We start from the raw sequence: 23,879 nt of genomic DNA on the forward strand, positions 1-23,879 counted from the left end.
TTTAAAACATTGATACGAGGGATTTATCCGCGTTCAATCTGTATCTGCTTATTTAGACTATCATCAATAAAATTTTTCGCTCGAGACACACCATCCTCGTAAAATTCACGGGTTTCCACAAAATATTCAAATAATCCACGATGAATTGTAGGCTGAATTGTTTGCACTTTAATCGATTTGTACTCTTTATACGGTTTATTTTCTGATTCTGGACGAACCAGCTTATTTCCGTATTCAATAAGTTTATTGATCCGAGAAATATCATTAAGCTCTGCATAAAGGGCATTTTTAAATAACATCTTCAATTTAAAGTCTTCGATATCAAAAAAGTTATCGATTTGGTCCAGAGATTTGCCTAGTGGCGCTGCTGTCACCAAAATAATCTCGTCGGCTACTACCAACGGAGACAAAACCGGATTATATTGATAAGCTCCATCATACTCCCCTTTAAAGTCTCCATATTGAAGCAGCTGCAAACATGCTCTCACACCATCCGGAGTTATTGGTTTGACCTCAAAATTTCCCCTCTTAGTTAATTCCATTGTATCCCAAGCACGTTCGTTCACATACAAAACTGCCTGATCGTTATTAACATTATAGGCATTCATAATAATTCCCACTTCCTCATTGGTGGAAAAACAATTGGCGATATCATCAAAAAATTGTTGAGGAAATTCAGATTTGTAAATTTTGTTAGGGAAGTAGAAATTGATCCATTCCTCCGATCTCAAGAAAGGCCAATTGTCAGACAATCTTTCAATAATGTTGAGGTAATTAGGAGAAAATTTGTTAGGAACGCCCAAGTATGCGTATTGCATGAATTTGAACAAAGTTGGGATTCCATTTTCTTCGGATTTAAAATACTCATCATAATGTTTTTCAATAGCATTAGTGTCTTTTTGCAAAAAATAATATGCTGACAATATGGCACCGCTGGTAGCTGAAATCAAATCTGGCTTAACCCCCTCTTTTCGAAGCGTTTGGAGTACCCCAGCCGCAAATGAGTTCATTCCCCCAATGCCTTGTAGAGCTAAAGCTAACATAGTGAACCACTCCCAATTGAAAAAAATTGATCTTATCTAAATCTAATTCTTTACAAAGGGAGCGGATACCTTCTAGGTATTAATATTTAACATATTTTTAATGTTAAGATAGTTAAGGATTTCCGTCCTTTTTCAATTAACTCCCTCAATAAAGAAAGGAAAATCTCACGATTTCTCCGTTTTTCTTTGATTTTCATAGTAGTGTACCTTCCGGTAAATTCAAATTGCTTTTTACCTATGCTAAAGAAAATACGGATCAGTTTATTACACAAGGCAATAAGGGATTGCATCTTCTTTAATGGATTATCAGAACGTTTAGTATAGTACACATGTAATGCTTTAAAAGCTGAATTTTTTGCAACGAGAATCATACATATCCTGAACAACAGAGCCCTCAGTTTCTTCCGGCCTCTTTTTGTGATCGTCGTTTTTCCCTTGTGCTTACCGGATGTATTTTCTTTTAAACTTAAGCCAGCTAGCTTAATAATTTGTCGGGGATGGGTATAATCATTGAGGTCACCTACTTCCGAAAAGAAACCGGCAACCGTATCCCTTCCAACACCTTTAATAGCCAACATTTGTGGTACACCTGGTATTTCATCAAGTAAAATATCTATTTTGGAATCTAATTCTTCGAATTTAAGCTGGAATAAATCATATTTATCTAGTAAAGTTTTCAGCTCCAGTTTAGCCATATCAGAGCCTTGCCGGAATCCAATGGACTTACTGGCTGCTTGCTTTAACTCTCGTATCTTATTAAGCCCCACACTCCGGGAAACGGCTTTTCTTTTAGGAGGGGCCTCTGGAGTAAAATGTTTACGTATCGTTTCCGAATCCGTTTCAATCGTCATACTTACCCGGACTCTATCTTTTAAATGCCGCTGCAAATCGATATCTCGACTTACAAGTGGGCTTCTCGTCTGTACTAATAAGAAGTCAGGGGGATCTTCTAACATAACGTCAAGTAAAGAACGTGTCACTTTTTCGTTATGCTCTACGGGTTGATACGGGTCTGTACTTGATGACATAAAAATGGTTACATTCCCTTTGGCTTTTGCACGATGAAGCTCCTTCCTTAATAAATTCGCAGCTCCGTTTTTAACATCAACCCAATTTCCCCATTCCCCTTCTCGAAAGAGGGATACAGGCATTTGACGTACATAACAATAGGAACACCCAGATGAACAGCCTGTATTAGGATTTAGTGAATGAGTATATTCAGAAAGAAAGCCTGTACCTTTATTAAGAATGGTTTTCGGGTTTTTATAGAACAATTCACTTTTAATGAGGGAACCTCCTTTCAATTCATTGTCCGGCAATAATCACTCATTGCTGGATGAGAATTGTCTTTCTAATCCAAAAGCAATGTCTTCATTTCTAATCCGCCACGGTAGCCGGTTAATGATCCATTCTTAAAGAGTTGGTTCATTCTTTGATTCCCTTTTACATTTCCTCCATTTTACTCATTTGACGAAATTGTGCTGGTGTATGTCCGGTTTTCTTTTTAAATAAAGTAATAAAATAGGACGCGTTAGACATACCTACGCATATGGCGAGATCCGCAATCGCTTTATTTGTGTGAATCAAATACTCTTTAGCAGCTTTTAATCTAACCTGTTGGATATATTCAACTGGTGTGATGCCTTTAATTTTTTTAAACGTTCGATGCAAATGATAGGGACTCCCGTGAGCAATATTTGCTAATGTTTCTAGAGTTAATTTTTCTATAAAATTTTTATCAATGTATTCAGTGATAAGTGCCACCCACTCACTATCAGGCAATCTCTCATTAGTAGGCTTGCAACGTTTACAAGGGCGAAAATTTGCACGGAGAGCTTGTTCTGCGTTTAAAAAAATACGTACATTTTCTTTTTTTGGAATGCGAGATTTGCAAGATGGTTTACAGAAGATTCCTGTGGTCTTTACAGCATAGAAAAATTGATTATTGTACGAAGCATCATTGTCTATAATTGCTTGCCACTTTTCATTTGTCATCATGTCCACGTCAGTCAAAATTCCATGTTCTTCACTCTCTTGTAATTCATTATTGATACGATCCGTCATTTATCTCACCTTTCCTTTCAATATACCCCCTATAAATTCAGAATGTACAATTCTAGGAATGAAATAGCAAGTTATTAAAATTTAATATTTATTTTGAATCATGAAAAATGATTCCAAGACCGTATCGTTCTCCAGAAGTAACCGTACTTACTCCGTGACGAACCGTATTTTTGTAATACCCTTTTTACCAAGAGCAGGTCTATGGTTACTAGGAAAGATTAGAGCACTGCCTTGTTCTAAAGTAATCACATGCCCCCTGCTCTGAGCACGAGGAATTTGTTCAACTAATAAGGACTCTCCACCCGTATAGTCTTTATCCCGTTGATTTAATACAAATACTACTTGAAATGGGAAAAATACATCGCCATATAAATCTTGGTGCAAACAATTAAAGCCGCCTGTCTCATACTTTAAAATTAGGGGTGTCGGTCTAGTTTGTTCATATTCTTCACATGTTCTTAAAAATTCTTGAAGATGATCTGGAAACTGTTCTGGTTTCTTTAAATAACCCAACCATCGATTTGCTGTTTTGGCCAACTCTGGAAAAAGGACTCTCTTAAACTTTGAATGATTTCAGGTAATGGATAGGAAAAATATTTATACTCCCCATTCCCAAAGCGAAATCTCGTCATATTGATTGTCGTTCTGTATGACTCTTCCTTACTATAAAGTTTCATGAAGAAGTCGCATTCCTCTTCTGATAAAATTGCTGGAAGCTTTGCAAACCCTTGCTCATCTAATTCGTTTTGAATTGAATCCCAATTTAAACTTTTTACACGTGTTTTTATATCTTGGACCATTTTTATCGCCTCCTATTTAGCTTTCTTGATGACTTACACTATAGCCTAATAAATAGAAAAAAATAAGGTGTTTAGAATGTAATAGCAAGATAACAAAGGGCCATGGTGACGGTTCCTGTGGACTTTGATTGGTTAAATAAACAGTCTTAGGTCCATTCTTCGGTAAGTTATAGGGAAGGGATGCTTTCTCTGGATGGGGCATTTCAAACTATAAACAAGCTCTGGACTCTTTAGGAAACAGAGTTAAGAGCTTGTCTATTTTCCAGCAAATGATAATTGTTTACCTTTAAGTGCTTCATTCAGTATTCTCACCGCCTTCGGTCCAACACCATGTAACTTCAATATTTCTGACTCTGTTACCTTTGTCAATTGATCAAGTTTATAGTAGCCAGCATTGATAAGAGCTCTTGTAGCAGGTTTACCAATATTGGGGAAATCATTTTCTTGTGGTACAATATTGAAATTGTCCATATTTCCTCCTTCATTATTGATGAACTAAGTCCTTATTTTTTTACTTCGTTTCTCAGTAATATAAAAAACTAAACATATAAATAAAGAACTAAGGTATCAATTTTCACACATCCAATACAATCCCTTAAATAATCATATTAATGATGTTCCAGGAATTTAATGGCTGACCGAATAGACCGAATAAGACTTGGTCCGATTAATTCTACTATATCCAAAAAGATATCAAGGAATTCCCACCATATGGATTCCTTTCCTTCTTCTTTTCTCTTGTCTCTTCGGGCTTTTCTTCTCTCTTTAAATGTATTCACTGTACTCCTCTCCCATCTATTATTTATATTTTTAACGTTTATTAAAGTTTACTTTTGCACATTTTATTTTTGTTTGGCACGAGAAATAAACCACTTCTTCTTTAATAATATGGTAAATGTTGTGAATTTCAAAGCACTCATTTATAGTAAAAATAAATGGAGGAGAAAATATGAAACTAGGTGCTTTTTCTGTAAGTTTAAACGTAAAGGACATTCATCAATCCAAGTTATTCTACGAAAAACTGGGTTTTCAGGCTTTTGGTGGTGAAATTAGTCAAAATTGGCTTATTATGAAGAATGAAAATTGCATCATTGGGTTATTCCAAGGAATGTTTGAAAAAAACATTCTGACCTTTAATCCAGGATGGAATGAAAATGCCGAAAATCTCGAATCGTTTACGGACATTCGAGACATTCAAAAACAACTTACTGCTGAAGGGATAAAAATGCTGACTGAAGCAACTGAAACAAATGAGGGACCAGCACATTTTATCATTGAAGATCCAGACGGGAATCAAATTCTTGTCGATCAGCATCGGTGAAAAAAGAGGAAATAACGGCCGAAAGTCAGTTAAATGCATTTGCTGCTAAAATACGTTTATCCTTTTTGTTACTTGTTTGTTCCGAAATTTAATCTGACAAATTAGGAGATTACGTGTATTAGTTTTTCATGAAATAGGTAACACCTTTAAGCAAATGCTTATGTAAAAAAGGTGCATTAATCCGTTTCTGGTTTAAATGCACCTTTTTGTTGAACTATTTGGACTAACCCTTTCCTAGAAACATTGGATATCCCTTTTATCAAAATTCAAACCAAACGGAATTCAATGTGTAGTTTTAATGTACTCCATTAACTAGCTGCTTCATCGCGTTTAATTCCGCAGAAAGCGCCAAAAACCATTCCTTATCCCCTGTTGATAATGCCAAGTCTAGGAGAAATTCAATTTGTGCCTTGTTGGTTACATTAGAAACAGGCAGTTTCTTCACCCGTTTACTTAAAATAGGTATTGTTTTGCCAAACGTTTGATTATTGTCACTTGTAACAACGGTTACCTTCACTATACCTTCTATACTTGACAGTGATTCAATATAACCAATGATTAATTCGCCCTGAGGTGAATCTGCCTTAATCCAATCACCTGTTTTTAAAATCGTATTATTATTGGAGAACATAGTTTTTTTCACCTTCTTAATTTTTTTGCGTTTTATCCTAAGATATGCCAGCATTAATTGATCTGTAATTTTTTTTATTACATTTTACTTTAAAAAATCTGCAGTTCTGGACGCCAGCACTTTCAGAAATGGCATCGCTTGTTGACATTCGGTCCGGCTGCAGCGCAAGAAAAGATAAACTATGAATGGCAAGAGTAAAATACTATTCATGTTCTTGCCTCCTTAGCAATAAAACTTCTCACTTTTTTTACTCTTTCATGTATTGTCTGCATCTTTTTTAAAATTAATTACGTAGTATACTAATAAGCATTACAGATTGGCTAGTCAAGAATTTAGCTTTTCTAAGTCCGTGGATAGCCGTTTTATTTAAATGTCCCAATGTTTTTTGACTTGCTCTTCTGCGATCCGTTTAATTTTTTCCCATGGCATATCTTTTTCCGCTATGACATTGGTATGGTAATTCCGATTTTTATAATTTACTGTCACAAAAACTTCAAACATCAGTTTTTCCTCCTTTTAAAAAACATATATAAAATAAATATATTAAGGTTTTAATTTTAACTGTAAAGACTAAGCATTTAGCCCTTATTATTTCATTTTAATTGGCCTCTTTATGCAATTCGGTGTACAAATAGTTTCGAATCTTACGGGGCAGAAAACTACGAATTTCGTCCTCGTTATATCCAACCTGTAATCTTTTTTCGTCCAAAATAATTGGCCGGCGCACCATTTTGGGATGCTCTATTATTAATTTATACAATTCATTAAGCGGAAGAGATTCAATATTTACGTTTAATTCTTGGAACGCCTTCGAATTCGTTAAAATAATCTCGCTCGTCCCCTCTTCTGTCATGCGAAGAATCGATTTAATCTCATCGACTGTAAAGGGCTGAGATAAGATGTTTCTTTCCATATACTCAATTTGATGCTCTTCAAGCCAAGCTTTCGCTTTTCGGCAAGAACCACAACTCGGTGTCGTATACACAATCACCATACTTTTACACTCTCCTTCGTGTATTTTAGCAAGTATATTTAAATGTAATAAAAAATCTTACAGTTACTATACTGTAAATTTAATCGATACAGTTCATTTTGTCAATTGTAAAGTTTTGGTTTGAATTTATGATAAACCCCTTACAGATCCGAAATTCTATGTTTTTCATATCTATGTAACACCGATTCGCTAAGGTTTTGACTCATAATCCCGCCCATTTGTGAAAAAAACTGCCCAATTTCTGCTTTTGGCGAAGAACCAAAAGCAGAAATAAAAAGTGGCTTTGTTAAAAATAAAGAAGTGATGGGCACTTCAAAAGAACAATTGTCTTGTTGGGATCCTCCGATGAGACTGTTATAAAGGAAATAGATTAAAATGAAGCTATATTAAAAAGGAGGTTAAAAAGTTACCTGCATTTAATAAAATTCCTAAATATTCCACCACTGGAGCTAGCATCCTAATGACCATTTCATTTCTTTTATGATATATTTCTTATCGTAGTCGATGAGCAAACAAACATGAAATGGTGAGTAATCGCGGCTCATGTTTACATGAGTTGAGGAAAGTCCAGGCTCGCCCGGTGCTGAGATGCCCGGAGTGTTCGTGCCATCTGCAAAGGTGGGCAGCAGACTTCGTTTCTGCTGACGGCGGAGAAATCATGCTAAGTCCTCAAGGATATGCTGAGAGTAACCTGAAAGTGCCACAGTGACGAATTCTTCTGGAAACAGAAGAAATGGAACGGGTAAACCCCACGAGCGAGCAACCCAAACTTTGGTAGGGGCACCATCCTGCGGGAATAATGAACCAAAGGGATGGATCGGTCTTCTAGACTGATAGTCATATGATTACACCTGTTGTGCGAGATTGGCATCGCTTGAGCACGCAGGAACAGAACCTGGCTTACAGCCATTTCATGCGCCGAATTCATCAACTGGTAGGGATATTATTCCCTTCGATTGTTCCATTCCTTATAATTACACATAAGAAAAGTCTAGCCTATACTAGTTTTAAATATCTCTTACTGTTAACGAACTGTCTAAATAATCCTGCCCATCTTCGATTCCGTGCATTGGGACCACTTGGACGTTATGTTTGTTAGCTAATTCTTCAGATAAATTCGCACCACTCTCTGTCGACAATCAGTCTTCCCATTAATATCCTCCACTTCCAAATAAAAAGCCATTACTAGTCGTTCTCATTTTAATATTCTACTCCTGTAACTGATAAACTAAAATCAAAAGGAAAAGTTAATTAAAAAATAACCGACATTCATAATAGAATGTCAGCTAGACGTCTCAAAAACCTAATTGGATATTACAATAATACTTACTTTAAGACATTGTTTTGACAATACCAACTACTTTACTTTTAGGAACAGTTGGATCATGTTGGACAATAAATGCCTTCGAAAATCGATCTAAATACGTCTCTTCATGTGATTTCGGAGTGAGAATAATGAGCTTTCGTTTTAGTTCGCTAACATATAAATCAAACACTTTTACTTTCCGGTGTTCGTCTAAAGCACTATCAAACTCATCAAGGACAATAAATCCAGGTGTCGTCTGGAGGTTTTGTAGAAGTGAGAGGGCAAATAATAGGGAACTTAAAGATTCCTCACCACCCGATACCCCTTTACCAACTCTACCTCCGCGCGCTTTAATACTCACATCTTCCAAGGCACCTCGATGACCTTCTTTCCGAGCCTTGATATACAAATTAAAATGTGTCCGACGTCTTCTGTCTTCATATGGCTCCCAACTTATTTCCCCTTCAAATTGGAACTGACTCATATAGAATTTAAACCGCTGCTGAAGCTCAAGAACACGCATATTAATCGTTGTTTCCAATTGATCCTTAAGATTTTCTGTTCTTTCTTTATCCTGATCAAGGAGTACTTTCGTCCGTTTATATTCATTATCCAATCGTTCATATTCCGATTTTACAGTATCATAATTTTCCTGGGCAGCCGGGTCTATATCCGCTTCCTGGCGGGCATTATCAAAAATAATTTTACCGTTTTCACGATTTTTCTTTAATTGTGATTCAGATAGGAAAGACTCAGTTACACTACCTTTGGCAGATTCATCGTATATTTCGGATATTAGCCTTTGTACATCTACCAATTCCTTAATTATTTTCACAAATTCGGATTGGCAAGTTTCCTTGTCGTCAAAGTAATTCTTCTTTTGTTTTTCAATGCTTGAAATCTTTCGCCCGGCATCCTCAAGTACATCATTTAGATTTCTAAGACCCCGTTCTGTTCTATTAATATTTCTTTCTAATTGATCAATATTTTCATTATGTGCTTCAAGCTGCTTCTTCTGATTTTTAAGGTTCTCTTTTTCTTGCCCCAACTGATTTTGCAATCGATTCCGTTCTTCATACTTATCTTTCATTCTTCCGAGTTCTTCATATATTTTTGCTTCGTCGATTAATACCTTTTTCAAATTCTCTTGTTGTATTTGCAGCCTCATCAAACGATCTTTTTCTTGACCCATTTCTTTGATGCTTTCATTTATTATATCTTTTAGATGTGATTCATCTTCAAACTTCTTTTTCCTTACTATTCTTTCATGTTCATTCGTCATAAACGCTTCAGATTCTTTGACTTGATGAATAATACTATTAAGCTCTTGAAAAATCTTTGTATCAGCAGTGATTTGCTCATCCAATTGAGAAAGATTTTGAGAAAGGTCCCTTACAAGCTTCTCCACTTCCAGTTTGCGGATTTTTAAAGCTTTTACACTCAAAATATAACGTTCTTTTTCCTGTGGGCCACGTATTCCCATTGGATCAATCAAAATTCCATTCCTGATTGAAAAAGAACTTTGTTTAAAAAATTGCTCCACCCACCAAAGTGCTTTCATCGCATAAGTTAGAACTTCCTCATCTAACCCTTCCTTAACTTGTAAGTGCAGAGCCGGCAACTTTGTCAATACTCGGTCAGGAACCACCTTCATTAGCGGTACATGATAGAGATCGTTTGGAGGTATGACATCTTTTCCATTGAAAAAGATGGTATATTTTATTGCATCGTATAATTGTTCATCTTTTAGTTGTGAAGTCGCATCTAACTCTAGCAGTTCCCGAAGAGCAAAAGCCTTTACTTTCTGAGAAGAAAAAAATTTCATTGACTCTACTTGCCGTAATGATAAATCCCGATTCTCCTTTAGCAGCATTAATTCCTCTTTTAAAACTTTTAGCTTTTGTGTATCAGAGAAATAGATTTCTTTATTAGAAGTGACTCTTGCTTCAAGAAAACGAATCTTTTCATGTACAGCATGACTGCTTTTATATTGTAGTAATCTTTCATCATGAACTTTTTCTAATTTTTCATCCCGTTCAATCTCTTGTTGGATACTCGTAACTAATTCTACCTTCTTTTGCCAAGCATTATTTGTATCACTCAATTGCTCTTGGTTGTGCATAAATTCAGCATCTGTTTTTTCTTGCTCTTCTAAAAGCTTCTTTAGTGCTATTTTTACTTCTTCTTCTGTTCTCGTTAATTGATTTTGTCTTTTTGTAATGGATTCTAATTCTTGGTCAAGTTCTTGAATCCGAGCTTGTAACTGTTTAATTTCCTCAGTTATTTTTTCCTGCTTTTGTTCTTGTTGATTAATCTCTAATTCTATTTGTTGGTACTCTGCTTTAGAAATAGCTAATTGTTCCATCGTGTGTTCTTTTAAGCCTTTATTAACAGAGATATTATCCTTTTCTTCAGCAATCTCCTCTTCTAGAGTCAAAACCAAATCTTCTAATCCTTCAATTTCCTGCTTATAATGCGCTTCTAACTGAAATAGGGATTCAGCATAAAGCCTTCCACCTTCAAATAGTCGCTTTTGGTTATCCAAAAATCGATCTAATGCAGACTTTTTCATAGAGAGTTCAGTTTTCATAAGCTTTACATTCGACTCGGCTATTCGGAGAGATTCCTCTGTGTCTTTTACCTTCTCCATACTTTCTTCCCAATCACGCTGCACTTGATCAATACCATGCATTTCACTAAAAATCCGGAACCGCTCCTCAGGATTCATGACAGCGAATTGGTTCACCTCTTGTTGGTACCATATCAAATAGAAGAGATCGGGATCAACTTTGTATTTATATTGAAGATCCCTTTTAAAGGCGGTGAAGTTATAGAACCTATCCCCTGATGAATACTTAATGCTTTCTTCCCATTCATCGATATTATCACCAGTAGAAATAAGAAACTCCTTTTTTATAGGCTGGCCTGGGTCCTGGATAATTTTCAAACTGAATTCCACAAAAGTAGGGGCATCAATTTTCATCCAGCCTTCATTTTTGAACAATAAGGAAATTCTAGCTTTCCATGTCAGGTCAGTCGGTAAATTACGGGACTTTAATCCTTCCACATCAACTTTCGAAGAATATAAAACAGCCCCCATACAAAAAGTAATCGTGGACTTCCCGGCACCATTTGGTCCGGTAATCATGACATGGTCATTCTCTCCTGATAAATCTAATAGAGTTGGTGGGTAGTCACGGATACCTGAAAAGGTAAGTCTCCATGGAATCATTCTTCATCACCCTTTTGATAGAGATTATATCGTTTGAAAAACTTTAACACTTCTTCTTTATTCAGCTGATTAGATTGACTAAACTCAGCCGTCCGCCTTAAGAAAGAGTCTGTAAACATATGAACACCAATGGCGGTGAGTTGGTAGGCTTTTTCTTGAGAGTTTGTATCGTATTCTTCTATGGCACCAATTTTTTTAAGTGGGTCAATATTTAACAATAGTCGCTGATTCGCCTTAGTCGTTTCGTGACCAAAGGCATTTAAAAGTTGATCAAATAAAGTAAATTCATGTTGTAGAACTTCCTGTTGATAAAACATATATAGTAAGATGGACAAGCTTTCCTTTGTTAAGGTATTCCGTGCAGCTCTTGCCGGGACTCTCATCATGATGATTACTTGGTCACGTCGTTCATCATAAATCACTTTGATATATCGGTTAATTGCTTGGTTTACCCTAGTTAGAAAAGAGAAGAATTTCTCATCGTTTCCTTGGATATGGAGCAGCTTTTCCACCTCTTTTCTAGAAAGACCAAAGTTTCCAGATCGAATGGATGCTGAGGAAGAAAACAGAATATTCATAAAGGTCAATTCCTCTTCTTCTGTTAAAAAGCCCTTTAAAGATTGCATCACATTTAGTGGATTCACATTGACTTCGTTTCTACCATCTATCATTTCACTCTGGTTGTTTTTCTTTCTTGTTTCGTTTTCTGATAATGTTGGATCCATCGTCACGATTCATCCACTCCCATTTTCGTTCATATTTTGGTATTTCTACCCTTTCTGTCGGCTTTGTTACGGTTATTTTTTTGTTTCCGACTAAAGCTGCAACTGCTGTAATGGCATTAACAGCATCACTCCACTGTGTGGAAGTAGCCTCAATGACCAGTTGTTCCATTGGTGTTTCATCATGTTCGATTAAATAGGATTCAATCGCTTCAGTTTCAATCATTGACTTCGTCAGCTTCCATTGAGTTTCTCCCAGTAACTCTTCCATATCTTCCTCAGAAATAACTTCAGTTCTATATTCAAGATCATCTTCAATTTCCTCAATTGGAATTGCTAACGGTTCATATGTTTCTAGATAGTGAATGGCCTCATCTATGGCTGCAGGGGCAATTGGTGCTGCGAACTTTATCGGCATCCACAAACCATCTATAGCTTCATCCTCATGTTGTCCTTGTTCCATGAAACTAAATAATTGATAAACATTTGGTACATCGGAATCCAGTGGAGGATCGTACATTTGGATAATAAAAGCACGGATCTTTTCTGGCTGAATTGTAGAGGACAATGGTGTTTTTTGCATATGAGTGAATCTCAGGTATTTATTAATCATTCCTAAGCTTAAATTTGTCCCTTCAGCAAGTACTGCGGTACCCTTTTGCATTAGATTTGATAGAACTAAACTATCTTCAACTGTTTGAAACAATCTAAACCGTTCCTGTAATTTGACTTCTAACTCTTCCATTAACTGGTGAATCACTTCTAACTGTGGGAGTGCATTTCGATCTGCCAACAATTCAAGCTCACGTTCTTTCATGATTTGAATCGCATTCTCAACGTTACGAATCATACTAGCAATTTTATTTCCACCAGAAATTCCATTGTCATCATATGCTTCACTCAATTCAGCATCTCGTCTTGCTTGAAAGAGTGAACGGCCAATATCGTCTTGCATATAGTAGGCCAACGAATCATTAGCCAAACGGATCAAGGCATCCATCATCCGTTTCCCAACATCACGCATTTTCAGCTGCCTGGATTGTTTAGAAATCCAGTTATATTTAACAAGGACATTGACAATTTGCTCTACTTTTTTCTTTGACAGCGGTTCAGGGTCGTTATAGCGGTTCCGATAACGAAAATAAACCATTTCAGCATTTTCAATTGGATCATCTAACCCTAAAGCTTCCTCATTTATCAATTGAATAATCTTAAGAAAACGTAGAATTTCTGCAGGTGATTGAAAGGCGTTTTGTGATCCTAATTCACTTAAGACACCCGATAAGGAGGCAATGTCTCTCATCGACTGGTGAACTTCGGGATTGGAATCATTTACCTTAAAAATTGAAATTAATGTTTTATCCACTTTTTCCATTCATTTGCACCTCCTAAAACCTGTTCCTGCTCAATTTTTCTGTCTTTCAGTAACATCTGCATATATGCCTCATAATCCTGCAGGTTTTCAAGGACCTCTTTGGTGTGTGTAATCCACTTAATGATACCGTTATATTTTTCCGAAACCGTCAGATACACTTCTTTTGCTATTTGGAACCCATCTAGGTCGTAATCACTCCATATCAAAACCTGCTGAATCATTCCGTTTGTTAAAAGCTGTTGAATACAATTCTTATGAGAGGACCTGAGGTGTCCATCAATACATACAACCAGGGAATCTGTTTCTTCAAGAAAATTCTTGGCAGCTGCCAATCTAGTTAAAATCGCTCTATTTTCAACAAGCCATAGAGTAGTTGAATTTGTCGTATATTCCTCTTCGGCGATTGATAGGTCTGTTAGGGAATGAACGGGTCCGTAACGATAGTCCGAGAAAAGTCCCGTTATTTGTCCAGAAAAATATAGAGGAGTGATTTTTCCAAGACTCGTCATTCCTAACCGTGCGGCTGGACAATTTGTCCATTCCTCTAATTGGTTGATATACACGTCTTTATACTGATCGAATTCCTTTGAACCTCCAATTTCTTTATAATAACTAGCACCGATTTCCTTCCAGTCAAATTCATTTTTGTGAAAACAAATGTGTAAAAATGCTAAAATAAAATGGAGGAATTTTATTCTCTTTGATACAGACCATCCAGAAGGAAAGTGTGGCATTTCTTTAAGTTCGAAGGAGCTTTGTTGACAAATCTCATTTACAATCGATAGACATGAATGGTACCCTTTATCCCGCTTATTGGAAATATCAGCTTTGGAAATTTGAACTAGAGATTGTGCCATCCCCTTCCAACTGCTAAACTCTTTTTCTATTTTAAATTCTTTTGCTCGGATTTGGTTCTGTTGGTATTTATACAACCAATAGCTCATTCGATAATGTATCACATCTGGGGTTTTTCCATCCTTTTTAAACCGAATTTCCTTTAGAATAAAACCTTGGTTAAACCATTCCATTGTGTTTTTTTCATGCTCATTTAGTGAAACTTTTTTCTTTGGTGTAAAGGCTATACTTAACAATTCATCGGCGACAATGGCTGACTCTTCTTTTTTCTCATGGGCAGCAATTATTAATAAACCTACAACTCGAAACGTTCTTTCAGTCTGCTTAATTATTTTTAATTCAAAAAAAGAATCACCACTTGTTGACTTGTTGGTGAAGTCGATTCGCTCTCCACTTTTTAATAGATAGGTATTTATATAACTCAATTCTTCTTGATTTATCATAGGCTTTCTCCATCCATTTAGTTAACTCTATTTTATCAAAGTAATAGAGTCATGGTGATTGTAAATATTATGAAATCGAGATTGACAAGTTTACAAGTGCAACAATTGACTCTTATGATGAGATGATAAAGAAATTTTGCTGACAGAGGAAATACAAGAAACAGTTGAAGTGGTAGAGGTGAAAGAAGACAAACTTTCAGAGGATTTCTTAGAATATAACCGTTAGTATTATATAGCTTATAAAAATAGTTATGATCTTATTGGTAGCAATTTTAATTAATATATTTATGTTCATTAGACTATCATTAACGAGTGCGCACCAACCATAATGCCTTCTAGAACATAAAAAGTGCCAGTAACCATTCAGGGTACTGACAGTTTTCATAATAATCTTTTCTGAGACAATCTGATACCAGTTGTCTGGGTCGAACCGAAATTCCAGAGGAACAAGATTTTGATTCGTGCGCTTCTGACAATTCTGCCGCACCGGCATTATGTTTAGCAGTTATGTAAAAAATAACCATTCGTAACTTAACCAAAAGATACCTCAACTTTTCCTAACTGGCTAAACTCAGCTGTAAAGACATCTCCCTTTTGAGCTACAACAGCCGCCGATAGGGCTCCAGATAAAATGACTTCCCCAGCTTTTAAAGTAACATCGTATTCTGTAAGTTTATTTGCCAGCCATGCAACACATGTTGCTGGGTGACCTAACACATCAGCCCCTGTCCCTTTATTCATGAACTGACCATTTTTATAAAGACTCATTTCGATTTTCGTTAAATCTATTCCATTTGGATCGAACCTTTGACCGCCTAAGGTGAACAGTCCACAAGAAGCATTATCCGCAATCGTATCTTCTAATTTAATTTTCCAATCAGTAATACGGCTGTCAACAATCTCAATAGAAGGAACAATATATTCTGTTGCTTCTAGGACGTCTTCCACTGTAACAGCTGGCCCTATCAAATCTTTTTTCAACACAAAAGCAAGCTCGGCCTCTACCTTAGGGTTAAAAAGCGTTTCCATTGGAATACTGCCACCATTCGGAATATCCATACCATCCAATAAATGACCGTAATCGGGCTGATCGACTCCTAATAGCTCCTGCATCGCAAACGAAGTTAACCCGATCTTTTTCCCAACGATTTTTTGGCCATCCTTCACCTTCTGATCAATACTTTCCATTTGAACTCGGTAAGCATCATGAATAGTGATATCAGGATACAAATCCGTAAGTGGGGCAACAGACTTTTTGTATTTTTCAGCTTGAAGTAAATGCTTATAGGCTTCTACAATTTGAGCCACTTTTAACCCTTCTTTCTATTTATAATGGGTTTATTTTTTATCTATACAAATAAGGGACGACAAAAAGTATGATCCTTTTCCCCCGTTTGAACCTTTTCAGCCTTCATCCGCTGATTCCAGACGATGGTCAAGCTTCCTTCGAGCCATGATGGAATCTGATCTATATTAGTAAGCGTTACTCTTTTCTCGTTTACCATCACTTCGGTCTGCAAAGATTTGATCTTATTCTTCAATGTCACATCATATCTTCCAGGAGCAGGGAGTGTATAGTGCGAATATGGAATTAAAACCGATCCAGCGCCTTCGCATTTTAATTCGTAAGAGTGCCCGATAAGATAGGGCAGCTCCTCGACATTCCCATTTAACAGTTGTTGTCTGATACGAGTCGAACTGATTTTTTCCCCTTTGTACTCCACCTTGTCGACCGTAGTTACATCCACCCGGTCTCCGGAATCTTGTTTCAATGTATCCATATTCCCTGCACCAAGGCTGCCATACGAAAAGTCATATCCTGCTACTGCATGAATAACACCCAGATTGATCAGGTATTCCTTAACAAATGCCTGAGGTGACAACCCTGCAAAGTCTTTATCAAACTCCACAAGGTAAAAAGTATCAACACCTAGTCCACTAAGCTTCTTTTCTTTTTCGGACTGCGGCATTAAATAGTGAATACATACCTTTCCCCCGATGACCGTTTTCGGGTGAGGAAAGAAACTCATTACTGACAGTGAGACTTGTCTTTCCTTTGCTTCCTGCCATGCAGTTTGAATCACTTTTACATGCCCATGATGGAGACCGTCAAAACATCCAATTGCCATAACATTTGAGCTTGCCATTTCCTGATAAGCAGCCAAATTTTCCTTACTTAAATAGATCGTTTCCATCCAGTCTCCTTTCATGTTCCAAAAATGAAGTCAGCTTATACTTCTGCAATTGCACGATATTTTCCGTTAAAGAACACAAGCGGTTCCTTCTCTTCCAGATGAATATCGGTTACTTTTCCAATAAACAAAGTGTGATCTCCTTCAACATGCTCCGCGGATACTTCGCAAGCCACCTGTACGATCGCGCCTGCTAACACTGGTTTGCCATCTAGACGATCAAAAACAACTTCACGAGGTTCCTTGATTTGTCCCGCAAAAATCATCGATAGCTCCTGTTGATCCGAAGCCAAAATATTCACCGTAAAGATCTTGCTTTCCTTGATTTTATTTAAAATTTTCGCCCTTTCTCCAATAGAAATGACAACAAGTTTTGGATCAAGGGATACAGACATGAAGGCATTTGCCGTCATACCATGTACATCTCCATCAAGTTCTGTCGTAATCACGTTTACCCCTGTTGCGAATTTTCCCATTGCCGTTCGAAATTGACGATCATCCATTTCTATAAACCTCCCAAGATTATTTTTATAATAGTAGGAATATTGAAATTACCCACTTTACTTTTCGAAATCCTCCATCACGCGTTAGGGCTCATCTTTATGAGATTCATCATTTAATAAATCTTAAAATATTCTCCACGAACGGCTCGGTTTTTTCGATCTGTGTCCAATGCCCGCACTCATTAAATACATGTAGTTCTGCATGCGGAAGCAATTCAATAAGACGATAGCTTGTGTCTGCAATGGGGATAACCTTGTCATTCAAGCCATGGAATAATAGTGTTTGTACTTTAATACTTTGAATTTGTTCATCGGTTAACGCCAATTCGTCGAGCTTTTGTTGGCGCGGCTCTGGGAACATTGCCGAGAATGCTTCTTTTACATCTGGTTGAATGCTAGCTTCATAGCGAAGACGAACTAATTCTTCGTTTTTCGCTGCTTTTTCATCGTACGAGAATAATTCAATTAATTCTCGCATGGACTCCAAACTTGGCTCGTACCCCCAAACACGTTCTAACCCTTCTGAAATTTGGTACTTGATGCCAACACTACCCATTAAAATTAATTTTTTCACAAGGTCCGGTCTTTGATAGGCAACATGAAGCGCTAATGCTCCGCCCATTGAGTTACCGACTAGGTACACAGGCTGATCCGACACCGATTCAATAAAGCTAATTAAATGTTGTACCCACAATTCAACGGTATATTGATGATTGGGGAGTTTATCTGTTTTGCCAAAACCAATCATATCTGGTGCAAATACATGATAGGATTCACTTAAGCATGGGATAATTAAGCGCCAGTTTGCAAAGGCAGATACGCCTGGCCCTGACCCATGAATTAATATAATTTTTTCTGCTCCTCTCCCTTCCTCATGATAGTGTGTGTTAATCCCATTCACATCCATATATTTTGAGGTAATTGTCATAACGCATTGCTCCTTCCATCTATTATTAAAGATAGAGGAAACTATTGAAAGCTTCCTCTCGCTTTTACATTCCATACTTGGTGAGCTTGTACATTGGAAAAGCTCACCTTTAACTATTCACCAGCATTTATTTTATTGGTGCAACTGCCTTTTGCTTCACTGGTGTTCCATATTCAAAGAACTCCTGTGGTAAATTAGAGCCGTACCAAATAATTGCATGCTCTAAATCTTTCCCTTTCCATTCAACCGTTTTCCAGGCTGGGTCAAAAATTTGATAACCCGTGTCACCGAATAATTCAACACGATTGCCCCCAGGTTCGATCACATATAGGAAGTATGCCTGAGAGACACCGTGCTTGCCAGGACCAGCTTCAATTTTAAACCCATGCTCCACCAATAATTCACTTACATCCATTAAATGTTGAGGATAGCCGTACCAGTAGCAAATATGATGTAATCTTCCTTTTTCAGCTAATGCGTCTCCCATGATGGCAACTTCGTGCACTAATGAGTTAGAACTTAACCATGCTGCTACATCTGTATTATCATCATTTAGAATACGTTCGCGCACTTTAAATCCAAGTGCATTTTCTAAAAACTCAACGTTTTTATTTGTTTCGCTCGCCAGGACATTCACATGGTCTAATCGACGTACTGGCACACCGCGACGTGGACGCCTTTGTGGACGGTTTAAGAGTGGTGTAGCTTGTTCCTCATTCGCTTTGAAATATTCAACCTCCCAAATAATTTCCATTTTATGTCCATCTGGTGTGGTAAATTGATAGGCTGGTCCATGACCGACATCACCATTAATCCAACCCAAACCATAACCTGTCGCTTCAATTTCTCGTACACGACGCTCTAGAGCTTGGGGTGAAGTGGCACGCCATGCCACATGCCCAAGACCCGCTTCATCATTTTTCGTAATAATCAATGTATGATGATAAAAATCCTCGTAAGCACGCATATAAACAGAATCACCTTGACGGTGCGATTCTTCCATCCCTAAAATTTCTTTAAAAAACCAAACAGACTCTTCTACTTTAGGACTATAAATTTCAATATGTGCCAGGTGTGCCACATCAAAAATAGGTTCTTTCATCATTTCACATTCCCTCCAAAGTTTTATCATACTGTGCGTAATACCCCTGACTTAAGGGATGGGGATATAAGCATATCACTTGACCTTTTAATCGATTTGAAATAAACTAAAAAATAGGAACATTTGTTCTTTGAAAACTGAACATAGAAGGTTGTGGCATGTAAAAGAGCTATGCCACGTAAAATGTTCAAGCCATTAAAAAGCCATGACACGTTTGAATCAAATAGGCTTTGATAAAGTAAAGCTGAAGGTCTTTTATAAAGACCAGATGTATTAGCGGGTTTTGTGGTCACCCACATAAAGACAATGCCACTTAAGCGGTATTCTTTATGAAACCCCTCGCTTTAGCGATGGGGAGATTCATTTACCAAATTGGGTTTCCTTTAAAGCCAAAGATTGACTTGCCATATGATGCCATTGCATCTTCGTAATGGTGCGTCGGATGAGAAGCCGCTGTCATAATGTCACGCACAAACAATTCGGTAGGCTGCCCTTTAAATACGGAGTTTCCACCTAAAGTTAGTAAAATACGGAGCGCCATCTCAGAAGTCGTCTTTGATATATGCCCACGAATCCCAAACAATCTTTCACGCTCTTCTTCATCCAATGTCCGAATGCGATTTTGTTGATAATACGTTAACCTTTCAACATAATCATTTGCTAAGCCTTTTAAAGAACTTAATTGTAGTTTTAATTCCGCCAATACACGTTGACTACTAGCTGCTTCTTTTTCATTTGAATTATTGTTAAAAATACGAATCCGATTTTCTGTTTTTTCTTGGAAAATATCAATCAATCGTTCTATGCCGCCAATCTGAATAAATTGGAAGCCCATTAAGAACCATGGGATATATGGTACATTGAAAATTTGATAGTCAGGCTCAAAATTACTATCTACTGGGCCTGCACCGTTAATGACACGGGTTGCATGGAAAATTCGACTCGGCGGTATGTAAACGTTGTCAACTTTCACCGCGTTACTTCCTGAGCCACGCAAGCCCATTGCATCCCAGTTATGGACGATTTCCGCTTCCTCTTTATTCAAAATAAATAAACAATATTCCGGCTCTGTCCCATCCTTTAGCTTGGTGATTGCGCCTAGTCCAATCCAATCACTCCAAAGCACTCCACTACAGAAGTTCCATTGCCCTGAAAGACGATAGCCTTCGCCATCCTCTGTTACTTTCCCGACAGGGGCAAATACATCTGCCATTAAGCCACCATGTCCATACAATTCATCACGGCTTTCTTTTGGTAAAAACGCAACCCAGGTTTCATGAATAACAAAGAAATAACTTATCCATGCAGCGGCGATACTATGATTCGCGATTGTGCGGATCATTTCACCAAAAGTAAAGTAATCTAAATCTTGGCCGCCATATTCTTTTGGCCGTAAAAGTTTATGAAACCCAGCTTCTTTTATTTTTTCAATTACTTCATCTGGAAGCTTTGAATCTCGATCTGCCTTTAAAGCGTATTTCTCAGCTAATAAACCGACTTCCTTTGCCCTCATAAGAAGTTCTTCTTTGTTGGGAGTCTTTTTAACTTCTAAAAGATTAACTGCCATATACCTTCCTCCTCTTAAGTAAACGTTTTCAATTTCTATCAAGCATCTGCTACTGATTTGAATTATAATATTTAGAATATTTTAAATATACCTACATTAGATACTGAATTTAGATTGTTTTTAACACGTTTCCTATTAAATATTTTCTTTATATATTTAATTGGATTGCGTAAATCATGATAAGTTTATATTTCTAACCGTTACAAAAGAAACGGAGTTAGCTAGATAGTTATTGTAAAATGATGAATCAAACAAACTTTTTTCATTATTTATCTACGAAAAAGCCTTGTCCATCAACAAGTTAATGGGCAAGGCTTATAGTTACATCTCAATTTTTCCTTTTGCTTTTAAAATATTGATTGCTAAATAAAGTGTGAAGGCATATTGTGTATCATTAAGATCATGGTTTAAAATCTCACTAATTTTGGCCAGTCGATAGCGTAATCCGCTAATCGACATGGATAATTCCTTCGCAGTATCGTTAATACTGCTTCCATTATCTATATATGCAAATAACGTTTTTATTAACTCAAATTCATTACTATCTACTTCTAACAACCTACCAATATGTTGATTCACAAAGCGCTCAATCAACACATCATCCTGTATTTGGAATAAAACACTTTCAATGCCTAGCTCTTCGAAGTAATATACATTTTTTCGATTGTTTGTTGCACGTAATGCCGCCAATGTTTCATTGTATAGCGTGACAGTTTGTGAAAACTCCTGGATGACAGAGCTAACACCGACAGAAATCCTATATTTTGGGAAACGCCGTGAACAATGCTTTAACAATTGATCAATAAACGTAGACTGTGATATATGCAAACTTTCAAAAGTTGGGTACTCCATTAATATAATAATTTTGTTGAGTTTTTGTGAAACGATTGAATTGATCGTGCGCTCTTTCAAAAATAGATGAATATGACGAATCAATTCTTCATTAAACGCTATTTCATGTTCAATTTTTGGTTCCTTTACAAATCGTTCAAACGTTAACATCCAATAGGTCGAGGAAGGATTGAAATCTAAATAATAGGCGATCTTATACATTTCTTCCTTTGCTAATCGACCTTCCAAGATATCATTTAAAAAGCTCCGTTTAATCGTTTGCTCCGTAGTAACTTTTATACTTTCATTCAATAATATAAGCGAAGACGTTATTGCTGCCTTTTCAATAATCATATAATCAAGCTCATTCGGCTGATTCTCTCCTGTAAAAACAAAAGAACAATAGCCTTTAATTTGCTGTCCATAAAAAATTGGGGTGCACAACAATGAAAGCTTTTCTGAATAACGTACAAATGTAGTGTTGGTATCTCTAAATGTATTTAAAGTAAGCGGATTCGGAAGGTTTCCTGATTTTACAATGATTTGATTATATTCATCTTCAATAAAGACTGTTAAACCGGTCGTTTCAAATAAAATATCAACAACTTTTTGTAACCCTTGGTTCGACAGTAGTTCCTCAATTAATTGCCGGTGTATATCGCTCGCTTTACTTAAATGGTCCCGCTCCATTTTTAATTTCGCTGTTATTTCATCGAGTTCCTTGATCATGCTATTCGCTTGATAGTAACTCAGGTCACTCGTAATTTCTTCTCCCCATTTTTCAATAGGCATACAAATACATTTGCATTGCTCGTGGCCCATCGCGCGACATTCTACTTCCTTAACAAGGATCGGCTGTTGCAACACTTTTGACAGGTAACCGCTTGCATATCCACACAAGGTGTGACAAACAGGCCCTTCACTGAGGCCTTTGTCTTTTAAATATTGAGACGCTTCAAACGTATTAATCCAAAGGACTTCAATAAAATTGCATTTCTTTTGCTCATCAAAGCTCATTTCCAAAATTTCCACTTTATCTAAGTAACCATGCAACCTGTGAAATTTAGGACCTGCATTTACCAAATCCATCTCATCGTCCCATTGCAGCGACATGGCTTTTTCCGCATCACTCACACCACAATGCCAGCCGTATCGAATAAACACGCCCCTTGTTCGTTCATCGCCAATGACGGTAATGAGCTCATTTTTCAAATTTGTTCTTGCCTCAATAGGGATTGAAATAATTCGTTCATAAAATTCATTCAAAACTGTTTCTTTAGGTAATTCAAAAGCATCTTTTATGTGCATTTGGTTAAAACTCATATTTACTCGACCCCTTAGTCTGTGCTCCTGAAAAAAGTGCCTGTCCCACTCGATATTTGTAGCATTCGACAAGTGACAGGCACCTTTTAATTTTTAGCGTTTAAATACGAATCTATAGAATCCTCTACTTCCTTTGCGACTAACTGAACGTTCATTATGTATTTATTCAAACAACTAAGAAGAACTATTTATTTTAGTAGTATTATAACATAATATTCAGAATTTTATTTACGTTGTTTAAATAGTAGGAACGATGATTTTATAGCTCTGAAATAGTATGAGGACTTGATTTAATAGATTTAATTGCCCCGAAATGAAATTTTTTGAGTATCTTTTTTTAGCTGATTAACTGAATTTGACAATTTATTTCCCTCCTATTTTTATATTTTTTGCCTTAAATAAGGTTATTTTTTCCCTATGGTCCGATGATAGATCGTTATTCCCTTTCTCTTTTATTGAAAAATTAAGAGGCCCTCATTTCAAGATAATCTCACCTTGAATTGAGAGCCTCTAGTTAACCAGTCGGCATATAAATTATTGAGCAAATATTTACTAACATCTTATACCTGACAATTCCTACCAGTTAAGTAAAAGTTAAATATTTTTTATTATATTTTACTTAGTCATTCCCCTATTTAAGAACAGTA

At 36.7% G+C, this 23,879-nt stretch carries 20 protein-coding genes, 1 other RNA gene and 3 pseudogenes; 2 read left to right on the forward strand and 22 right to left on the reverse strand.

Features of this window, described 5'->3' with window-relative positions; genetic code table 11:
* Positions 1–23: 23 nt before the first annotated feature.
* The 6 genes and pseudogenes from QF028_RS14220 to QF028_RS14245 all read right to left on the reverse strand — a co-directional run bounded on the left by QF028_RS14220 (position 24) and on the right by QF028_RS14245 (position 4,686).
* On the reverse strand, positions 24–1,043 hold the full coding sequence (locus QF028_RS14220) for a patatin-like phospholipase family protein (protein WP_429466340.1): 1,020 nt from the start codon (positions 1,041–1,043) through the stop codon (positions 24–26).
* A 212-nt stretch (positions 1,044–1,255) separates the two neighbouring features.
* A pseudogene (locus tag QF028_RS14225) lies at positions 1,256–2,185 on the reverse strand (transposase); the annotation flags it as partial.
* Positions 2,186–2,486: 301 nt separating this feature from the next.
* Positions 2,487–3,107, reverse strand: coding sequence for a bifunctional transcriptional activator/DNA repair enzyme AdaA (locus QF028_RS14230; RefSeq protein ID WP_429466342.1), 621 nt, complete (start codon positions 3,105–3,107; stop codon positions 2,487–2,489).
* 88 nt (positions 3,108–3,195) lie between these two features.
* Positions 3,196–3,907: pseudogene (locus QF028_RS14235) on the reverse strand (2OG-Fe(II) oxygenase).
* Between the two features lie 255 nt (positions 3,908–4,162).
* Positions 4,163–4,378, reverse strand: a complete 216-nt coding sequence (locus QF028_RS14240; RefSeq protein WP_429466344.1) for a DNA-binding protein — start codon at positions 4,376–4,378, stop codon at positions 4,163–4,165.
* Positions 4,379–4,515: 137 nt separating this feature from the next.
* Positions 4,516–4,686, reverse strand: coding sequence for a hypothetical protein (locus QF028_RS14245; RefSeq protein ID WP_429466346.1), 171 nt, complete (start codon positions 4,684–4,686; stop codon positions 4,516–4,518).
* 170 nt (positions 4,687–4,856) lie between these two features.
* Between QF028_RS14245 and QF028_RS14250 the strand changes: the two genes are divergently transcribed.
* Positions 4,857–5,228: a VOC family protein gene (locus QF028_RS14250; protein WP_429466348.1), complete on the forward strand. Its 372-nt coding sequence runs from the start codon at positions 4,857–4,859 to the stop codon at positions 5,226–5,228.
* A gap of 295 nt (positions 5,229–5,523) precedes the next feature.
* Here the strand turns inward: QF028_RS14250 and QF028_RS14255 are convergent, their stop codons facing one another.
* The 4 genes and pseudogenes from QF028_RS14255 to spxA form a co-directional block, all read right to left on the reverse strand.
* Positions 5,524–5,859: an IDEAL domain-containing protein gene (locus QF028_RS14255; RefSeq protein ID WP_429466350.1), complete on the reverse strand. Its 336-nt coding sequence runs from the start codon at positions 5,857–5,859 to the stop codon at positions 5,524–5,526.
* 102 nt (positions 5,860–5,961) lie between these two features.
* A pseudogene (locus QF028_RS14260) lies at positions 5,962–6,046 on the reverse strand (transcriptional regulator); the annotation flags it as partial.
* 179 nt (positions 6,047–6,225) lie between these two features.
* Positions 6,226–6,360: a BA3454 family stress response protein gene (locus QF028_RS14265; protein WP_429466352.1), complete on the reverse strand. Its 135-nt coding sequence runs from the start codon at positions 6,358–6,360 to the stop codon at positions 6,226–6,228.
* A gap of 97 nt (positions 6,361–6,457) precedes the next feature.
* Positions 6,458–6,853 carry a transcriptional regulator SpxA gene (gene spxA / locus QF028_RS14270; RefSeq protein WP_429466354.1) on the reverse strand — a complete coding sequence of 132 codons (396 nt, stop codon included), beginning with the start codon at positions 6,851–6,853 and terminating at the stop codon, positions 6,458–6,460.
* Between the two features lie 522 nt (positions 6,854–7,375).
* On the opposite strand from spxA, the gene rnpB reads away from it, so the two are divergent.
* Positions 7,376–7,761, forward strand: an RNA gene (rnpB, locus tag QF028_RS14275) — RNase P RNA component class B.
* 99 nt (positions 7,762–7,860) lie between these two features.
* Here rnpB and QF028_RS14280 read toward each other — a convergent pair.
* The 12 genes from QF028_RS14280 to QF028_RS14335 all read right to left on the reverse strand — a co-directional run bounded on the left by QF028_RS14280 (position 7,861) and on the right by QF028_RS14335 (position 23,232).
* Entirely contained in the window at positions 7,861–7,992 is a 132-nt protein-coding gene (locus QF028_RS14280; RefSeq protein ID WP_429466356.1) for a hypothetical protein, read from the reverse strand.
* A 192-nt stretch (positions 7,993–8,184) separates the two neighbouring features.
* Entirely contained in the window at positions 8,185–11,391 is a 3,207-nt protein-coding gene (locus tag QF028_RS14285; RefSeq protein ID WP_429466358.1) for a chromosome segregation protein SMC, read from the reverse strand.
* Positions 11,388–12,062, reverse strand: a complete 675-nt coding sequence (locus QF028_RS14290) for a hypothetical protein (RefSeq protein WP_429472339.1) — start codon at positions 12,060–12,062, stop codon at positions 11,388–11,390. The genes QF028_RS14285 and QF028_RS14290 overlap by 4 nt, the downstream gene beginning before the upstream one ends.
* A 1-nt stretch (position 12,063) precedes the next feature.
* Positions 12,064–13,488, reverse strand: coding sequence for a hypothetical protein (locus tag QF028_RS14295; RefSeq protein WP_429466360.1), 1,425 nt, complete (start codon positions 13,486–13,488; stop codon positions 12,064–12,066).
* Positions 13,464–14,786, reverse strand: coding sequence for a DUF2399 domain-containing protein (locus tag QF028_RS14300; RefSeq protein ID WP_429466362.1), 1,323 nt, complete (start codon positions 14,784–14,786; stop codon positions 13,464–13,466). Before QF028_RS14300 ends, QF028_RS14295 begins: the two co-directional genes overlap by 25 nt.
* Positions 14,787–15,317: 531 nt before the next feature.
* Positions 15,318–16,094 carry a 2-keto-4-pentenoate hydratase gene (locus QF028_RS14305; RefSeq protein WP_429466364.1) on the reverse strand — a complete coding sequence of 259 codons (777 nt, stop codon included), beginning with the start codon at positions 16,092–16,094 and terminating at the stop codon, positions 15,318–15,320.
* A gap of 41 nt (positions 16,095–16,135) precedes the next feature.
* Positions 16,136–16,981 carry an FAD synthetase family protein gene (locus QF028_RS14310; protein ID WP_429466366.1) on the reverse strand — a complete coding sequence of 282 codons (846 nt, stop codon included), beginning with the start codon at positions 16,979–16,981 and terminating at the stop codon, positions 16,136–16,138.
* A gap of 35 nt (positions 16,982–17,016) precedes the next feature.
* A complete protein-coding gene (locus QF028_RS14315; RefSeq protein ID WP_429466368.1) occupies positions 17,017–17,481 on the reverse strand; it encodes a flavin reductase family protein in 465 nt (154 codons plus the stop codon).
* 109 nt (positions 17,482–17,590) lie between these two features.
* On the reverse strand, positions 17,591–18,409 hold the full coding sequence (locus QF028_RS14320) for an alpha/beta fold hydrolase (RefSeq protein ID WP_429466370.1): 819 nt from the start codon (positions 18,407–18,409) through the stop codon (positions 17,591–17,593).
* Between the two features lie 127 nt (positions 18,410–18,536).
* Entirely contained in the window at positions 18,537–19,514 is a 978-nt protein-coding gene (locus tag QF028_RS14325) for a catechol 2,3-dioxygenase (RefSeq protein ID WP_429466372.1), read from the reverse strand.
* A 361-nt stretch (positions 19,515–19,875) separates the two neighbouring features.
* Positions 19,876–21,078, reverse strand: a complete 1,203-nt coding sequence (locus QF028_RS14330; protein ID WP_429466374.1) for an acyl-CoA dehydrogenase family protein — start codon at positions 21,076–21,078, stop codon at positions 19,876–19,878.
* 321 nt (positions 21,079–21,399) lie between these two features.
* Positions 21,400–23,232, reverse strand: coding sequence for a helix-turn-helix domain-containing protein (locus QF028_RS14335; protein WP_429466376.1), 1,833 nt, complete (start codon positions 23,230–23,232; stop codon positions 21,400–21,402).
* Between the last annotated feature and the right edge of the window lie 647 nt (positions 23,233–23,879).

This window comes from Neobacillus sp. B4I6 (genome assembly GCF_050434045.1).
GTDB lineage: Bacteria > Bacillota > Bacilli > Bacillales > Cytobacillaceae > Neobacillus.

What these genes read in the sequence shown, in the direction of transcription:
- QF028_RS14220 (WP_429466340.1), bottom strand. Translation starts at nt 1,043, where the DNA reads ATGTTAGCTTTAGCTCTACAAGGCATTGGGGGAATGAACTCATTTGCG.
- QF028_RS14230 (WP_429466342.1), bottom strand. Translation starts at nt 3,107, where the DNA reads ATGACGGATCGTATCAATAATGAATTACAAGAGAGTGAAGAACATGGA.
- QF028_RS14240 (WP_429466344.1), bottom strand. Translation starts at nt 4,378, where the DNA reads ATGGACAATTTCAATATTGTACCACAAGAAAATGATTTCCCCAATATT.
- QF028_RS14250 (WP_429466348.1), top strand. Translation starts at nt 4,857, where the DNA reads ATGAAACTAGGTGCTTTTTCTGTAAGTTTAAACGTAAAGGACATTCAT.
- QF028_RS14255 (WP_429466350.1), bottom strand. Translation starts at nt 5,859, where the DNA reads ATGTTCTCCAATAATAATACGATTTTAAAAACAGGTGATTGGATTAAG.
- QF028_RS14265 (WP_429466352.1), bottom strand. Translation starts at nt 6,360, where the DNA reads ATGTTTGAAGTTTTTGTGACAGTAAATTATAAAAATCGGAATTACCAT.
- spxA (WP_429466354.1), bottom strand. Translation starts at nt 6,853, where the DNA reads ATGGTGATTGTGTATACGACACCGAGTTGTGGTTCTTGCCGAAAAGCG.
- QF028_RS14285 (WP_429466358.1), bottom strand. Translation starts at nt 11,391, where the DNA reads ATGATTCCATGGAGACTTACCTTTTCAGGTATCCGTGACTACCCACCA.
- QF028_RS14290 (WP_429472339.1), bottom strand. Translation starts at nt 12,062, where the DNA reads ATGATAGATGGTAGAAACGAAGTCAATGTGAATCCACTAAATGTGATG.
- QF028_RS14295 (WP_429466360.1), bottom strand. Translation starts at nt 13,488, where the DNA reads ATGGAAAAAGTGGATAAAACATTAATTTCAATTTTTAAGGTAAATGAT.
- QF028_RS14300 (WP_429466362.1), bottom strand. Translation starts at nt 14,786, where the DNA reads ATGATAAATCAAGAAGAATTGAGTTATATAAATACCTATCTATTAAAA.
- QF028_RS14310 (WP_429466366.1), bottom strand. Translation starts at nt 16,981, where the DNA reads ATGGAAACGATCTATTTAAGTAAGGAAAATTTGGCTGCTTATCAGGAA.
- QF028_RS14315 (WP_429466368.1), bottom strand. Translation starts at nt 17,481, where the DNA reads ATGGATGATCGTCAATTTCGAACGGCAATGGGAAAATTCGCAACAGGG.
- QF028_RS14320 (WP_429466370.1), bottom strand. Translation starts at nt 18,409, where the DNA reads ATGACAATTACCTCAAAATATATGGATGTGAATGGGATTAACACACAC.
- QF028_RS14325 (WP_429466372.1), bottom strand. Translation starts at nt 19,514, where the DNA reads ATGATGAAAGAACCTATTTTTGATGTGGCACACCTGGCACATATTGAA.
- QF028_RS14330 (WP_429466374.1), bottom strand. Translation starts at nt 21,078, where the DNA reads ATGGCAGTTAATCTTTTAGAAGTTAAAAAGACTCCCAACAAAGAAGAA.
- QF028_RS14335 (WP_429466376.1), bottom strand. Translation starts at nt 23,232, where the DNA reads ATGAGTTTTAACCAAATGCACATAAAAGATGCTTTTGAATTACCTAAA.